27 protein-coding genes and 1 pseudogene are annotated in these 13,557 nt (G+C 52.6%); 17 read left to right on the forward strand and 11 right to left on the reverse strand.

The window, feature by feature from the left end:
* Positions 1-228 precede the first annotated feature (228 nt).
* The 8 genes and pseudogenes from tsf to GPK89_RS16525 form a co-directional block, all read right to left on the reverse strand.
* Complete coding sequence (gene tsf, locus GPK89_RS14895; protein WP_215694339.1) at positions 229-1,146, reverse strand: translation elongation factor Ts; 918 nt, start codon at positions 1,144-1,146, stop codon at positions 229-231.
* 38 nt (positions 1,147-1,184) lie between these two features.
* Positions 1,185-1,904: a 30S ribosomal protein S2 gene (rpsB, locus tag GPK89_RS14900; RefSeq protein WP_078784070.1), complete on the reverse strand. Its 720-nt coding sequence runs from the start codon at positions 1,902-1,904 to the stop codon at positions 1,185-1,187.
* Positions 1,905-1,961: 57 nt separating this feature from the next.
* The gene (locus tag GPK89_RS14905; protein ID WP_215694341.1) at positions 1,962-3,653 is read right to left on the reverse strand and encodes a recombinase family protein; all 1,692 of its coding nucleotides are present in this window, start codon (positions 3,651-3,653) and stop codon (positions 1,962-1,964) included.
* A 186-nt stretch (positions 3,654-3,839) separates the two neighbouring features.
* Entirely contained in the window at positions 3,840-4,319 is a 480-nt protein-coding gene (locus GPK89_RS14910) for a hypothetical protein (protein ID WP_215694343.1), read from the reverse strand.
* On the reverse strand, positions 4,316-4,717 hold the full coding sequence (locus GPK89_RS14915) for a helix-turn-helix transcriptional regulator (RefSeq protein ID WP_215694345.1): 402 nt from the start codon (positions 4,715-4,717) through the stop codon (positions 4,316-4,318). Before GPK89_RS14915 ends, GPK89_RS14910 begins: the two co-directional genes overlap by 4 nt.
* A 10-nt stretch (positions 4,718-4,727) precedes the next feature.
* On the reverse strand, positions 4,728-5,099 hold the full coding sequence (locus tag GPK89_RS14920) for a hypothetical protein (protein ID WP_215694347.1): 372 nt from the start codon (positions 5,097-5,099) through the stop codon (positions 4,728-4,730).
* A gap of 144 nt (positions 5,100-5,243) precedes the next feature.
* Positions 5,244-5,669, reverse strand: coding sequence for a LexA family protein (locus GPK89_RS14925; protein WP_252261707.1), 426 nt, complete (start codon positions 5,667-5,669; stop codon positions 5,244-5,246).
* A gap of 21 nt (positions 5,670-5,690) precedes the next feature.
* A pseudogene (locus GPK89_RS16525) lies at positions 5,691-5,897 on the reverse strand (helix-turn-helix domain-containing protein); the annotation flags it as partial.
* 120 nt (positions 5,898-6,017) lie between these two features.
* On the opposite strand from GPK89_RS16525, the gene GPK89_RS14930 reads away from it, so the two are divergent.
* Both GPK89_RS14930 and GPK89_RS14935 read left to right on the forward strand, forming a co-directional pair.
* Positions 6,018-6,227, forward strand: a complete 210-nt coding sequence (locus tag GPK89_RS14930) for a helix-turn-helix domain-containing protein (protein WP_215694351.1) — start codon at positions 6,018-6,020, stop codon at positions 6,225-6,227.
* Between the two features lie 46 nt (positions 6,228-6,273).
* Positions 6,274-6,588 (forward strand): hypothetical protein, encoded by a 315-nt coding sequence (locus tag GPK89_RS14935; RefSeq protein WP_215694353.1) that lies wholly within the window; start codon positions 6,274-6,276, stop codon positions 6,586-6,588.
* Here GPK89_RS14935 and GPK89_RS14940 read toward each other — a convergent pair.
* On the reverse strand, positions 6,551-6,940 hold the full coding sequence (locus GPK89_RS14940; protein ID WP_215694355.1) for a hypothetical protein: 390 nt from the start codon (positions 6,938-6,940) through the stop codon (positions 6,551-6,553). The two genes, GPK89_RS14935 and GPK89_RS14940, sit on opposite strands and share 38 nt — an antisense overlap.
* A gap of 216 nt (positions 6,941-7,156) precedes the next feature.
* Positions 7,157-7,699 (reverse strand): hypothetical protein, encoded by a 543-nt coding sequence (locus tag GPK89_RS14945; protein ID WP_215694357.1) that lies wholly within the window; start codon positions 7,697-7,699, stop codon positions 7,157-7,159.
* 308 nt (positions 7,700-8,007) lie between these two features.
* Between GPK89_RS14945 and GPK89_RS14950 the strand changes: the two genes are divergently transcribed.
* Both GPK89_RS14950 and GPK89_RS14955 read left to right on the forward strand, forming a co-directional pair.
* Positions 8,008-8,217: a hypothetical protein gene (locus GPK89_RS14950; protein WP_215694359.1), complete on the forward strand. Its 210-nt coding sequence runs from the start codon at positions 8,008-8,010 to the stop codon at positions 8,215-8,217.
* 39 nt (positions 8,218-8,256) lie between these two features.
* A complete protein-coding gene (locus GPK89_RS14955) occupies positions 8,257-8,493 on the forward strand; it encodes a hypothetical protein (protein WP_215694361.1) in 237 nt (78 codons plus the stop codon).
* Positions 8,494-8,514: 21 nt separating this feature from the next.
* On the opposite strand, the gene GPK89_RS14960 is transcribed toward GPK89_RS14955, so the two are convergent.
* Positions 8,515-8,895, reverse strand: coding sequence for a hypothetical protein (locus tag GPK89_RS14960; RefSeq protein WP_215694363.1), 381 nt, complete (start codon positions 8,893-8,895; stop codon positions 8,515-8,517).
* 73 nt (positions 8,896-8,968) lie between these two features.
* Here GPK89_RS14960 and GPK89_RS14965 point away from each other — a divergent pair, with 73 nt between their 5' ends.
* The 13 genes from GPK89_RS14965 (at position 8,969) to GPK89_RS15025 (ending at position 13,495) form a co-directional block, all read left to right on the forward strand.
* Positions 8,969-9,229: a hypothetical protein gene (locus GPK89_RS14965; RefSeq protein ID WP_215694364.1), complete on the forward strand. Its 261-nt coding sequence runs from the start codon at positions 8,969-8,971 to the stop codon at positions 9,227-9,229.
* A gap of 13 nt (positions 9,230-9,242) precedes the next feature.
* Positions 9,243-9,407: a hypothetical protein gene (locus GPK89_RS14970; RefSeq protein WP_215694366.1), complete on the forward strand. Its 165-nt coding sequence runs from the start codon at positions 9,243-9,245 to the stop codon at positions 9,405-9,407.
* Between the two features lie 14 nt (positions 9,408-9,421).
* Complete coding sequence (locus GPK89_RS14975; RefSeq protein ID WP_215694368.1) at positions 9,422-9,703, forward strand: hypothetical protein; 282 nt, start codon at positions 9,422-9,424, stop codon at positions 9,701-9,703.
* Complete coding sequence (locus GPK89_RS14980) at positions 9,700-9,987, forward strand: hypothetical protein (protein ID WP_215694370.1); 288 nt, start codon at positions 9,700-9,702, stop codon at positions 9,985-9,987. Before GPK89_RS14975 ends, GPK89_RS14980 begins: the two co-directional genes overlap by 4 nt.
* Positions 9,984-10,136, forward strand: a complete 153-nt coding sequence (locus GPK89_RS14985) for a hypothetical protein (protein WP_215694372.1) — start codon at positions 9,984-9,986, stop codon at positions 10,134-10,136. Before GPK89_RS14980 ends, GPK89_RS14985 begins: the two co-directional genes overlap by 4 nt.
* The gene (locus GPK89_RS14990; protein WP_215694373.1) at positions 10,133-10,414 is read left to right on the forward strand and encodes a hypothetical protein; all 282 of its coding nucleotides are present in this window, start codon (positions 10,133-10,135) and stop codon (positions 10,412-10,414) included. The genes GPK89_RS14985 and GPK89_RS14990 overlap by 4 nt, the downstream gene beginning before the upstream one ends.
* Before the next feature lie 352 nt (positions 10,415-10,766).
* Positions 10,767-10,994, forward strand: coding sequence for a hypothetical protein (locus tag GPK89_RS14995; RefSeq protein ID WP_215694374.1), 228 nt, complete (start codon positions 10,767-10,769; stop codon positions 10,992-10,994).
* Positions 10,991-11,212 (forward strand): hypothetical protein, encoded by a 222-nt coding sequence (locus tag GPK89_RS15000; protein WP_215694376.1) that lies wholly within the window; start codon positions 10,991-10,993, stop codon positions 11,210-11,212. Before GPK89_RS14995 ends, GPK89_RS15000 begins: the two co-directional genes overlap by 4 nt.
* Positions 11,212-11,529 carry a hypothetical protein gene (locus tag GPK89_RS15005; RefSeq protein WP_215694378.1) on the forward strand — a complete coding sequence of 106 codons (318 nt, stop codon included), beginning with the start codon at positions 11,212-11,214 and terminating at the stop codon, positions 11,527-11,529. The genes GPK89_RS15000 and GPK89_RS15005 overlap by 1 nt, the downstream gene beginning before the upstream one ends.
* 138 nt (positions 11,530-11,667) lie before the next feature.
* A complete protein-coding gene (locus GPK89_RS15010; protein WP_215694380.1) occupies positions 11,668-11,919 on the forward strand; it encodes a hypothetical protein in 252 nt (83 codons plus the stop codon).
* Between the two features lie 185 nt (positions 11,920-12,104).
* Positions 12,105-12,287, forward strand: a complete 183-nt coding sequence (locus GPK89_RS15015; RefSeq protein ID WP_215694382.1) for a hypothetical protein — start codon at positions 12,105-12,107, stop codon at positions 12,285-12,287.
* A complete protein-coding gene (locus tag GPK89_RS15020) occupies positions 12,274-12,615 on the forward strand; it encodes a hypothetical protein (RefSeq protein ID WP_215694384.1) in 342 nt (113 codons plus the stop codon). Before GPK89_RS15015 ends, GPK89_RS15020 begins: the two co-directional genes overlap by 14 nt.
* A 13-nt stretch (positions 12,616-12,628) precedes the next feature.
* A complete protein-coding gene (locus GPK89_RS15025; RefSeq protein ID WP_215694386.1) occupies positions 12,629-13,495 on the forward strand; it encodes a hypothetical protein in 867 nt (288 codons plus the stop codon).
* Positions 13,496-13,557 lie beyond the last annotated feature (62 nt).

Here is a 13,557-nt window from a genome sequence, read left to right on the forward strand (position 1 = left end):
AATTCACAGACAGCAAGCCCTTTCGGCTGCTTGAACAATTTTTACTTCAAAATATTGTCTAACTTTTGGGGGTCACTTCAATCACGGTCCGGGGATTTTTTATGCTTTACCCCTCCACCAGATCAGACGGCATGGACAGTGATGAAGCATTTTTTCGCTTTTCATGGAACTCACCAATCAAAAAGCCGCCCGCGCAAACGCGCAGACGGCTGAAGTTATACGATTGGATTAGCCCTTGATGGCAGCGGCGACTTCAGCAGCGAAGTCCTCGTTGCGCTTCTCCAGGCCTTCGCCCTTGGTGAAGTGGGTGAAGGAAGCGATCTTGATGTCGCCGCCCAGAGCCTTCGCGGTGTCGGCAACGTACTTCTTGACGTCCATGCCGCCGTCCTTGATGAAGGCCTGGTCGACCAGGCAGGCTTCCTTGTAGAACTTGCCCAGCTTGCCGATGGCCATCTTCTCCTTGATAGCGTCGGGCTTGTTGGCAGTCTTGGGATCGTTGGCCATCTGAGCCAGAACGATCTCCTTCTCCTTGGCCAGAACGTCCTCGGGCACGTCGGACTCGTTCAGGTAGCTGGGGTTAGCAGCAGCGACCTGCATGGCGATGTCCTTGCCGAAGGCAGCGAACTCGGGCTTGGCAGCAACGTCGTCAGAGGTCTCGAACTTGACGATGACGCCGTGGGTGCCGCCGCCATGGACATAGGCAGCGCAGTGGCCCTCATAGCGGGCAAAGCGGCGAACCTTGATGTTCTCCTTGATGACGAGGATCAGAGCCTTCAGGGCATCGTCAACCGTGCCGTCGCCCATCTTGCAGGCCATCAGGGCCTCAACATCGGCGGGGTTCTCGTCAGCAACGACCTTGGCCAGGTTCTTGGTGAAGTCAACAAACTTGTCGTTCTTGGCGACGAAGTCGGTCTCGGCGTTGACTTCAACGACAACAGCGCAGTTGTCGAAAGCGACGGCGTACACCATGCCCTCGGCGGCGATACGGCCAGCCTTCTTGTTGGCAGCAGCCAGGCCCTGCTCACGCAGGATTTCGATAGCCTTCTCGAAGTCGCCGTCGGCCTGGGTCAGAGCCTTCTTGCACTCCATCATGCCGCAGTCGGTCTGCTTGCGCAGTTCCATAACGTCTTTTGCAGAAATAGCCATAGTTCTCAATGTCCTTTCTGAATTGGTTTGGGAAAAAATCAATCCTCTTTGGTCTCGGCGGCGGGAGCGTCCTGAACGCCCTGCTTGCCCTCCAGCACAGCGCTGGCCATGGCACCGGAGATCAGCTTGACAGCGCGGATAGCGTCGTCGTTGCCGGGGATGACGTAGTCGATCTCATCGGGATCGCAGTTGGTATCGACGATAGCAACGATGGGGATGTTCAGCTTGCGGGCCTCAGAAACAGCGATGCGCTCCTTGTGAGGATCGACGATGAACATAGCCTTCGGCAGGGCCTTCATGTTCTTGACGCCGCCCAGGTACTTGTCCAGCTTGGCCATCTCGAGCTCGAGCTTGACGACTTCCTTCTTGGGCAGCAGGTCGAACGTGCCGTCCTCCTGCATGGTCTTGAGCTGCTCCATACGGTCGATGCGCTTACGGATGGTGCGGAAGTTGGTCATCATGCCGCCCAGCCAACGAGCGTTGACGTAGTGCATGCCGCAGCGGGTAGCCTCGTCACGGATGGACTCCTGAGCCTGCTTCTTGGTGCCGACGAACAGGATCTCGCCGCCCTGAGCAGCGGTGTCGCGCACGAAGTTGTAAGCCTCATCCAGCTTCTTCACGGTCTTCTGCAGATCGATGATGTAGATGCCGTTGCGCTCGGTGAAGATGTACTTAGCCATCTTGGGGTTCCAGCGGCGGGTCTGGTGGCCGAAGTGGACACCGGCCTCGAGAAGCTGTTTCATAGATACGACTGCCATTGTTTGTTTCCTCCAAAAATTTAGTTTTTACCCTCCGCACTGCGGGGTTTCTGTTTTCTAACCTTTTTGGCGTGTTACCGCAAAAAAAGCACAAAAAAACAGCGCAATGCGTGTGTATTGCCTTAGTATAGTACCATACCCCGGCGCAAATTGCAAGTGTTTTTTGAAAATTTCTCGTTGCAGGCACGTTTTTCGCCTATGCAAGCTGTTATGTGCAACAAAAAAGACCTGGCAGAAAACTCTGTCAGGTCTTTGTGGTGGACTACTACTCCCCATATCCGAACCGGGAAGGGCCTCAACGCGGAAAGTTTTGGTGGGGGCGTCGGTTAGGTTGTAGGCGGTGGTGATGCGGAAACCACCGTCGGGGTCGTCCCAGATGGTGACGGAGTTGACAAGCAGATTGATTAGGTTGCGGCGGAAGCGCTCGTCGTCCACGTCGCCGTGCTTGAACTGGTCCAGCCAATAGATGACCATATACTTGTCAAGCTGGATGGCGCTGGTTTCCTCTGCGGCAAGCTGGCTCTCGTAGTCTTTTTTCTGCTGCTCCAAGCCGGTGATCCGGTGCATGAGCGTGTCGGATGCGACACCTTTTTCAATAGCGGTGACGATGTTGTTTATCGACTTTTCCGTCTCCGCTATTTTTTCTTTTAGCAGGGGGATTTTGGTGGTGGCCGCTATCTGGCGCTGGTTTTCCCGCACGGCAATGTCGGCCAGTTCCTCTATATAGTCGTCGGTCAACAGGTGCATTGCGTCCTGCACGACCACTTTTTCTATCCACTCTTTGCGGACGGATTTTTTATTGCAGGTGTGTCCCCTTTTGTGGTTGTAGCAGGTGTAGTAATAGTACGGCTCGCCGCTGCGGCCCTTGCCGCTGTCACCGTTCATCTTTGCGCCGCAGTGACCGCAGAACAGTTTACCGGCCAACAGGAACGGCACTTGCGCTTTACCTTGCGACGGCGGCACAGGGCGCGAGAGACGGCTTTGCACGGCGTCCCAAAGTTGTTTGTCGATGATGGCGGGCACGGTGTTCTCGGCCTTGTACGCGCCGTACTTGTATGTGCCGATGTAGCGCTCATTGTGGAACATAGATTTGAAGCTGCTGCGGTTGAACGCAGTCCCCTTACTGGTGCGGTAGCCGCTGGCGTTGAACTGCTTTGCAATGGCCGTGGCGGTATGCCCGGCGGCGTACATTTCAAACGCCTGCTTGACGATGGGCGCGGTCGTGGGGTCGATGACCAGGCGGCGGTTTTTGATGCGGTAGCCCAGCGGGACCGTGCCGCCGGTGGAAAGATGCTTCTGCGCTGTCTCTTTCATGCCGCGGGTGATTTTTTGCGAAAGCTCTGCTGAATAAAACTCTGCCATGCCCTCCAACACCGATTCCAGGATGATAGATTCCGGGCTGTCCGACAGATTCTCGGTGGCGGAGAGCAGGACGACACCGGCCTTTTTCAGCCGATACTTGGCGTTGACAGAATCATAACGGTTGCGGGCGAAGCGGTCCAGCTTGTATACGACCACCGCGTCAAAGCGGCCACGCTCAGCGTCGCGCAGCATCCGTTGGAAGTTGAGCCGCTTTTCTACGTTGTGGGATGCAGAGGTGGCGCGGTCAACGTATTCGTCTATGATTTGGTATCCGGCGCGGCGGCAGTATTCTTGGCAGACATGGCGCTGTCCCTCAATGGATTGTTCGTTCTGGGCGGCGCTGGAATAGCGGAGATAGAGCACCACATTTTTGATTTCACCGTTCATGCCGATACCTCCGAAATTTTGATTTTGCAGTTAGTGCAAAGTGCCTCACGCACACAGAGCATCATATATATAAATAGTATACCGCGCACAGAAAAGATTTACAAGAGCCGAAAGCGATTTAAAAAGATTTAGAACAACCAAAAAGAGAACCCCGCCGCAGTCTTAAACGGATGCGGCGGGGTTGGCTTATTCTTTGTCGTCTTTATGCTCTTTCAAATAGGCTTCATTTTGCTTCTTAACAAATTGGACCATGTTGATAAGCGGCAATGTGATTTTACCGCTTCCAAAAACCATAGAGGAAATAACTTCCATTTTCGCGCGGACAATGCCATAAAGTACGGAAGCTCCATTGATCCACAGCAGTTCGCCGAGTTCTTCATCATCTTTTTCCTTGTCCGCAGAGAATACGCCTTCCACGGTCATTTTGTAGTCACAGCGAGCCTTTTCGTTGTTTTCCACAGCCAGGTTTCCGCTTACGATTACACGCACGCGGCCGAGCTTTTTTGTGCCCTCTGCATTCATATAGAAATTACTGACAGCAACCTCTGCATCGTTTGTTAAAAGGGCATCCGTTCCCAGGGTAATCAATCGATTGCTAAAACTGCATTCAGAAATAAAACTTTCTTCCAGTTCAATCGATGCGTTTACATCATGCGTAGGAATCATGCCGCACCTCCCCGAATTACTTTAAAAGCGAAATACGGAGCAACCGTTGTGGTGGCGGGGCTGGGATTTTCAACTTTTGTTTTACTGCACACCGATTCGCTGCTCTCGTATGTGTGGGAGTCAAGATTGCCGGAGAAAAGCACATCCAGCGGAATATTGATCTTTGCACTGATTTCCGACAACGTTTTGACAGAAAAATTGTATTCGCCGCTTTCCCATTTGGAAACCATAACTTGTGTGACGCCCATAAGTGCTGCAAAAGCAGCCTGCGTCATACCGTGCTCAACGCGCCACATTTCAATGGCAGCAGAAATAAGCGCCAACTGGCGGTTAGCGCTCTTTTCAGCCGGGGACATTGCAGCCCCAAACAGCTTGCTCAATGCTTTCGACGTTTTCATAGCGAACCTCCTAATGCTCATCCAAGGGCCATTGCGCCTGAAAAAGAGTTTTCCGTCTTTCGGCTACACGGATACCGCGCTGGTAATCTCCGGGGTTCTTTTCAAGAAATGGGTACAGCAGAACAACATTTTGCCCCTGGATGTAAAAGTAAAGGATTCTGGGATTTTTCCGGCTTTTGGGGTAACGTGCCGAGTAAATATCATCTGTGCCTGGCAGCTTTTCAAAATTTTTAAGTGCTGTTGTAGCAGTACCATAAGCGTCCAGCTGGGTCAAACTGCGCTGTAACCACTTGATATATCGCTCGGCAGCTTTGGGGACTTCATCATCCGCAAAAACATCTTCCGGCGTCATATCCAGCACATACTTACAAAATTCATCCATGAAATTGTCAGGTCCGTAGATGTTATTATAGCCGTCTATTTTTTCCAGTTCCAGAATAAATCACATCCTTTCTTATAATATAACCTATGAGTTATAAAAATGCAAGAATTTCAAGCCGTGTACACAAAATTTCACAATTACATATCATTCCCCGCGGCAGAAGCCTACGACGCGGCCCTCAATTTGCATGTCGGACAGTTCGGGGCCGCGGTAGACAAGCGGCGTGTAGGCCGGGTTGACAGGAACCAGCGTGACGGTCTCCCCCTCCTGGTAGAAACGTTTGAGGGTGGCCTCCTCCCCTATGCGGACGGCGGCGATCTGGCCGTTTTCAACTTCGGGCTGACAGCGGATGCAGACGACATCGCCGTCTTGGTAACGCGGGGCCATGCTGTCCCCTTTGCAGGTAAGCGCAAAATCCGCATTCCAGGCGGCAGGGATGCCGATGCGGGCCTCGACGTTTTCCTCGGCAGTGATGGGCGTACCGCAGGCGATGGAGCCGACCAGCGGAATGGTGGTCATTTCAGGGAGCGGCTCGAAACCGGCGGGGATGGTAGGCGCATCATTATCCATAGGAACATCATAGCCCATAAGCCAGGCAGGGTTCACATTTAAGGCCTCAGCAAAAGTTCGCACTCTATTTTGCTTTGCTTCATATTTCCCATTTATATAGCAGCTTATAGTTCCTTCAGAAACTTTCGTTTTCTTTGAGAGATCTGCTGCTTTCATATTTCGCGCATCAAGTGCCTGCGAAAGCCGAGCGGCAAAATTGCTTTGCTTCATTGTTCGTACCTCCGTCATATCTTGTGTTCAGTATAGCGCTATTTTATAGAAAACGCAAGATATTTTTAAAAAGTCTTTAGAAAACGTATTGACTTTAGTTTTCGCAAGTTGTAAAGTATAGGCAAGGAGGCGATAGCAATGGACTACTTGAACCTGCTCGGACGTATCCGAGCATACGGCATGACGCAGAACGATGTTGCCAAAGAAATTGGCGTATCACCTGCAACACTTAATAAAAAGCTGCGCGGCCATACCGACTTCACCCAGACGGAAATCCGTGCATTGTGCCAGGTTCTTATGATCCCGGATGCTGAAATTCCGGATTATTTTTTTGCAGCAAAACTTTAGTTTTCGCAAGTTTTGCTGTGCATTCCCCACCCCAGGAGGTGAACAGGTGATGGAAACAAGCCCCCATGCTTACAAGAAGGTTGATCTTGTCAATACCTCAAAGAGTGAAACAGAGATTCTTAACCAAGCCACCGAGTACATAAAACAGACGCAGCAGAATCCCCCGCCGGTGATTGATATAAACGGCGCGGCGGTGTACACGGTTGGCATGGTGGACGGCAAAATTGAAAAATCCGAAAAAGAAATTCATGAGTACATCGAAGTGGTAAAAACGCTGGTTACGTTCGGATATCGACTGTGGTGTGGGCTGAACACCGCAGCCATTATCGCACTTGCCATAGCGCTATTATGGAGACGGTAAGCGATATCACGGAAATGATAGACGATAAAATATCAACCCATTTATCGGCAATGTAGTTAAAAATTTCTCTGCGGCGGAACGATTTCCACTGCACGCCCTGGAACGTGAGTTGAAAGGCAGCATTCTGAGTCCCAGAGCGGGGCGTGCCTCTGGGGATATATTTTGCATAGCCTGTCTGAACAAGATAATCCACCGTTTTGAGAGCGGTTTGAAAATTGATTTCAAGCTCAGAAGCAATTTCGCCAAGAGCGCAAGTGAAACCGTCATCTTCTCTATTTTCCGAAAGACTGCACTCGCAATCAATGCCGAGAGAAAGCATTTTTACAACAATCGCCTTACAAATTTTATCCATGAAAACACAACCTTTCCGCCTGTATTCTAGCATAAGCAAGCGGTACAGGCAAGTTTACAAAAGATAGGCCCTACTCCAGGAGGTGAACACTGCATGACGTGCTCTCGCAAGCGCATTCTTCAAGGCGCAATTCTCAACAGCCTTGTAGATGCACAAAAAAATATGGCATCCGCAGAAAAAGTGGACGCCATAGGGCTTATTCTGTTAAGCAAATTTCTACTTCGCCTGTTGGAGAAGCTGGACGATGAACTCATACAGCTGGGAACGGAAAATCAGCAGCAAGGGCGCTAACAGCCAGTAAACAGCCTGCAACAGCTTGGGAATCGCTTTAGTTTCAGAGATACCAAGGTAACCGCACAACTTTACCGGCAGAAATACAACAAGTTGAACCCAGTATAGCGGAGATATGCACTCCATCATATTCATACGAAATGTTCCTTTAGCTTTGGAAAACATACCTAGCGCAAGTGCCATCACATCTTCGCGCCGAAAATTCAGATTTTCAACGACACTGGCTCTTCCGGTACTGATTTGACCATAACCAGCAAGGACGGACTCTGTAAACGTGGTATCCATGAGACCAGCTTGCTTAAACAGCTTTTTTACCGGCGCAGTACAAGCCGCAAAGTCATTGCGCTTTCCGAATATGTAGTCTTTATATTGTTTTTCATAGTATAACGTCCGAAGAAATCCAGACAAGCAAAACAAAAAACGATATCCTAAAATTCCACAAATCACAAGAACATATTTTTTTACCATTCTATCTTTTACACCCCCTCTGGCTTAATTGTAGCACAGACAGGGCGGTACGAGCAAGTTATATTCCCTACCCCAGGAGGTGAACAGGTGATGAATAATTTTTACTGGGCTGTTTTGGTTGGTCTTGCGATGGTTGGAACTTACGTTATTCTTTCTACCATTTTGCCACATTGATTACCTACTCTGGGAGGTTGACACTAACGGAAGCTCTAGCAATCAAGATTCTTTATATCACGGTAATCTGTGTGTTACTATACACGGTCTATGTAATTTTTCGACGTTAAGCGTATCAAGGAGATGAACACTGCATGAGCTGGCGTGAACGAGAAAACGCGGCCGCAGAGGACAGAAAGTACTTTTGCGGAACCACGAACTGTAAAAAAACGGTCCTTGCACTGTTGGCGCAGTGCAAGGACGACGATTTAACCGTTGAAGAGGCTTTGTTCTGCCTGGATACCGCCCGGGCGGAAATTGGGGCGGCGACATACCGGGCAGAAATGAAAAGCCTTACTCTTTAATGAAAGATAGAATACCATGCCTCAGGAGGTGAACAAGACATGAGATACTGTACCCATGCAGACAGGTTGATTGATGAAATGCGGCAGAATCCGCCGGAGGAAATCGAAATCAACGGTGTGAGGCTATACACAAAGAATACGATAGACAAGCGCCTGCAAAGCAGATACGAATACGCCGATAGAGAAGGACGAAACATGCGGCATTGCTTCGGGCTTTGGAACGTGCTGAACACGGCCGCCATTATCGCACTTGCAATAATGTTGCTGAGACGGTAAGGGCGGTGAATCAGAATGTATTCAACCAAGATGGAAAAACGCCTCGACGAAGGCCACGACACCAAAGTAGTGGTCGGCCAAGAGGCCGAGAACGAAAGAAAACACACTGACGCCGATATTTATTGCAGAAAAGTAATTCGTAATGCGGTTTTGTCGTTTTTCGTCGGCGTCGTGCTTCACGGACTTTTCATACGCGGCTAGGGCCATGCGCCCCTGCGGCGTGATGGCCCAGCAGTTATCATAAACCTGTACGGACCCATTGTAATCCATGGTGGTGCATCCGACAGCGGAAATCCATCCGCAAGAAATAAGGTCATCATAGATTTCCGGCGGATCATCCGCAGTTTGCGGAGAATTCCGAAACGGAAGAAGGGCTTTATAGTATTCGGGGGTAAGTTCCATAAAAACACGTCCTTTCTGCTTTGCTGCCATTGTAGCACAGAAAAGGCGGCCCGGGCAAGGAAGGTGAACACCGATGAAAGTTTTTGATCTGCTGAACACCTGCGGCAATGGATTTGCTGCGTACAGATTTTACGGACGGCATGACGACGACATGAGCGGTTATTGGGTGAAACGCAACCGAATCCCGGAGCTGCTTGTGGAAACGAAGCTGTTTACATGGCGCGTTGAGCGAGACCGGCTGTGCTTGCAGGTGGATGATGAAACGCTGGAAAAGGTGCTGTACACCATAGACGGCTGGGATGGCCGACACAATCAGCCTATTTCCGCCTGCTGAAAGAGGTGAAAAAATGCAGATTGCAAACGAATACAAGGCCCAGCAGACGGCGGTCTGCTCTTTGCTGGGCGGTATCGTGGCGGACTACTTTAAGGACGCGGACCACCGGGCCGCGTTTGAAAGCTGGTATCTGGAACGATACGGAAAACCGTACCAATGGAAGAAGCTGGAAGTTTAAGTGGAGGTAAAGCTATGACACGGAAACGCTGCATTAAAATTTTGATGGAGGCTATCGGCAGTTCCAAGTACAGGCAAACCGAGAAAGCCTTTCTGGTATGCCAGAAGATTGCCCGGGAGGATGTGCCGAACGCAAGCAACGAGAATGTACTTATTGCCATGCTGTTCCAAGGCGCGAACATGGCGGGCGACATGGAAGATTTGGAAATTGAACTGCGCTGCATTGCGCGGGGAACGTGGTTGCAGATGCGCAAGTCCATGAAGCACCGCAGGCTGTTCCAAGGCGGCATGGCATGAAAATTTTTGACCTGCTGAACACCATGCGCCGCGTGCCGCAGTACGTGGGCGTGCATGGGCCGGGTCTTGTGCTGGAACACACGGCCTGGACAGACTGGCACGCCATGCCGAAAGATGTGCTGAAAGCCACGGTCATGACCTGGTGGATTGACAACGAAATGGACGAACTGCGCATTGCCGTCCACCCCGCCACGGCGGCAAAACTGCTGGAAGAATACAAAGTGGGTGAAAATGTCCAACAGATAATCCCTATTGCCCACAACAAAAAGGAGCTGAAATTATGAGTGACAAGGAAAATCGTTCCCGGAACCTGTTGGAGCAGCTGGAAAAGCTGCCCGAGAAGGCGCAGGAGCAAATCGGCCATGTGATCCAGGGCGCGGCCCTGGTGACGGAGGCACGCGAGAAGGAAAACAAGAACGGCGGCGCAGCATGAAACGAGGCGACCGAGTAGACAAGAAAACCGCCGCCGTACAGGAAATCGTAGAAAATGCGGTGCAGAGCAAGCGACTGTACCGAAAGACCCTGCACGAGACAAACGGCGTGCGCAATGCCGGAACACGCGGGGCGCTAATCTGCCGCGCGGCCGAGCTGGCGGGCATGGTGCAGGCGTACCGCGAATGTCTGCTGCTGATGCAGCGCGGCGGCATGATACCGCCGGAACTTGAACTGTTCGTCGGTGCCATGCTGGACGATTCCCCTAAACAGCAATGACCCCGCCCCGGCGGGGCATATGAGCCGCCGACGGCTGCAAGAGGCCCGGGGCGGATGGTCCATGCAATGGACCGCACAACCTTTCTCCCGCGGCTGCCCGGCGGGTAAGTTCGGCAGCCCCCGGCTGTGCGGGGAATGCACAGGCGCGGTGCTCTCTTTACTTTCTCTGCACCGCACAAGAGGCAGCGCAGCGGGCCTGTTCCGCGTTGCGCAAAGCCTGGCCGCCCGGTCCCCTATACCGGGCGGCACACATGAGGTGCGCCGATGGTTCGCGGGCGGGCTCGTGACCCGACCGATGCGGTTCAATTCCGCAGCGCACCACCAAAGGAACAAACACAAAGGAGCGCGGAACATGAAAATCACCGAAGTGGACAAGCCGACGATATCAGTACAGATGGCGTGCAGGGTTTTGAGAGAATCCGGCGTGCAGATGGGCGTTGAAAAGATGCGGGCCGGTATCGCCCAGGGCGTCTACCCTTTCGGCGAGATTGTGACGCGCGGCGAACATCTGAAAAATGACTGCTACACAGTGTACACAAAACTGCTGGCAGACTGGATGAAGGAGCGGGGTATCGTATGAAATACGCGAAGGAATTTCTTGTGGGCGTCTGGGTCGTGGGCAAGCTGTGCGGTGTGTACCTGCTGGTGCTAGCCGTGGCTATGCTGGGCAGTATGCACGGCGGCGTGGCCGCTGTGCTGGGCGCGGTGATGACAGCCGTGTGCTGCGCCGTGGGCGGGCTGACACTGTTCTGCATGGGCCAGGCTGCCAAACAGATTTTGCAGGAGGGGCGGCACTGATGGCGGAAAACAAGTTCAGCCGCGAAGAACTGGACATCATGAAGTGGGACTGGATACATTGCAGGAACGTCCAGCAGGTGGCCGAGCTGCACGCTTGCAGAAAGCAGGACGTTATCGACGCCCTGAATCTTGACGAAAAGCCGCGGCCCGCGCGGAAACGCCGCTGGGAAGAATTGCACCCGGCCAAGGCGCAGCGGTTTGTGAAGCAGGTTGAAAGCGGCGTATCCATGGCAAAAGCAAGCCGCGAAGCAGGGATACGGAGCGCCCATACCGGCTATGTCGTGTATAGGCGGATGACACAGGAAAGTTGGATGTGATTTAACAAAGTAGTGGAACGACGTGAAGATTGAAATTATTGCAGAACCGCCCGGCGGGGCGTGGTATCTGCGGTGGATGCACCGGGCGCGGCGCTGTCCACGCGGCGACACCACCTGCGGAAGGATGGAACCAGTTGAATGATTATGCAGCAGTGTTTGTACACATTTAAAATCACGCACCCGGAGTGCCGGGCCTGCAATGGGCTGAAGGCGACGTGCAAGAGCTACGCGCCCAACCCAAGCGAGAAGGCCCGGCGTGAGACTGACCCGGCCGCGCGGAAGAAGCTGCCGGAAAAGCTCTTCCCTGCTGTGATGCAGGGCAATCCGACAGTGCTGCAAGAAACGCGCTTTCGGCCGCTGGAAGGCGGCAGAAAGCACAGGCACAAATAGAATCCTCTCCATTCTCTATACCTACTCAGATGGCGTAAAAATACTGAAAGGCCGGACGGCGAAGGGCAAGCATCAGCCGCACCGCCCGGCTTTTTTACATGGTGCGTGGCGCTGTCCCAAGCAACGCAGCGAGCCGGGCCGGACCCGGCACGCACCGCCAATTTACAAGAAAAGAGTGGAAGAACATGGTATTTCTGATTTTGCTGGTGGCCGGTATCGGCCTGTATGCGGCCTGGTGCAGCGGCCAGGATGTGGGCTACCAAAACGCCCAGCGTGAGCAGGCCGCCCACGAGGATGACGAACTGGAACCAACGATCTACATGGTCGTGGTAAATAAGAAAGGAGACGCTGAAGATGACAAGCGTTGAAAAGGCCGTGGAGCTCATAACGGCACAGCAGACAGAACAGTATGCACTAGGCCCGGTGTGGTGCGTGGGTGAACAGCTGAAGGATATGCTTCAAAACGACGAGGACGCCGCCGCGCTGGTGGTGAAGGACCTGGAACAGGACAGTATGGGCATTGCCGAATGCGAAAAGAAAATCCACGATTTTGCAAGGGACAACGGCGGTTTTTGCGGGCCAAAGGACGCGGATAGAATTATCCGAAAGTTCTACGGCATCGAAAATACGCACTCCCCCGCCCCGGCGGAATCTGCCGCGCGGCGGAAGAAAATCAGCGTGACGGATTTTCTGTAAAGGAGTGCCCGACATGAGAACCACGGAAGAATACCGGGCCATGATCCCGGAAGAACCGCCCGCCGACCTGGTAGCCGAAATGGTCCGGCAAGAGCTGTTGGACAGCGGCCACATGAGTTTTAAGTGCATCGGCTTTGAAGAAGCCTACGCCAGAACCCGCGACGATGACTTTTACATGGATTTACGCGAAAGTTTCCGCAAACGCCCCGCCCTGCTGTGGTGCAGCGAGTGCGAGAAAGAAATGCTGGCCGAGTACCTGCCGAGCGACAGTAAGAAAAATGAGTTCGGACGCCGGAGGATCCGCTACTATGATGCAGATTTCAACGAAGTTGTTGAAAGGTCAAATGCCGATGTGATTTTTTGCCCGAGTTGCGGAAAGAAAGTCGTTTTACGAAGCGCGGCGGACCTGCCACGGACGGAACAGAAATTTATGGTCGTGCCGACCGTTGCGGCGGGCTGCCTGATGCTGACAAAATGGTGCGTTGAGCGGCGGCAGTTTGTGGGCGGCGAGAGACTGTACAAGAACGCCTATGAAGCCTACATTGTGGACGGCGGCTGTGCGGTGAAGCTGGCACACTACAAGCGCGGGCTGTACTGGAATATGTTGCGCCTGGAAGAATGGAAGCAGAACAAGCGCTTTGAAGATCGCCTGACCTGCCCTTATTTTTATGATGGTGCGGAAGGGCGGCCCAGCCTGGACGGCACGCCGCTGGAAAACGCCAAGCTGTGGGAGTACCTGGACCAGAGCTACGAAAAGAACGATTTCTACCCGGTGGCGTATCTGCGGCTGTATGCGAAGCACCAGCAGGTGGAGAACCTGATAACCGCAGGCTTTGCGTGGTTGGTGGCGGACGGCATCCGCCGAGAGACTAACTATTAAAAGTCAAGCCCCAAAATGAAAAAATCCGCCAACCGACCGCGGCCCCTGACAAACAGCATTCA

Source organism: Gemmiger formicilis (assembly GCF_018784445.1).
Classification (GTDB): domain Bacteria; phylum Bacillota; class Clostridia; order Oscillospirales; family Ruminococcaceae; genus Gemmiger.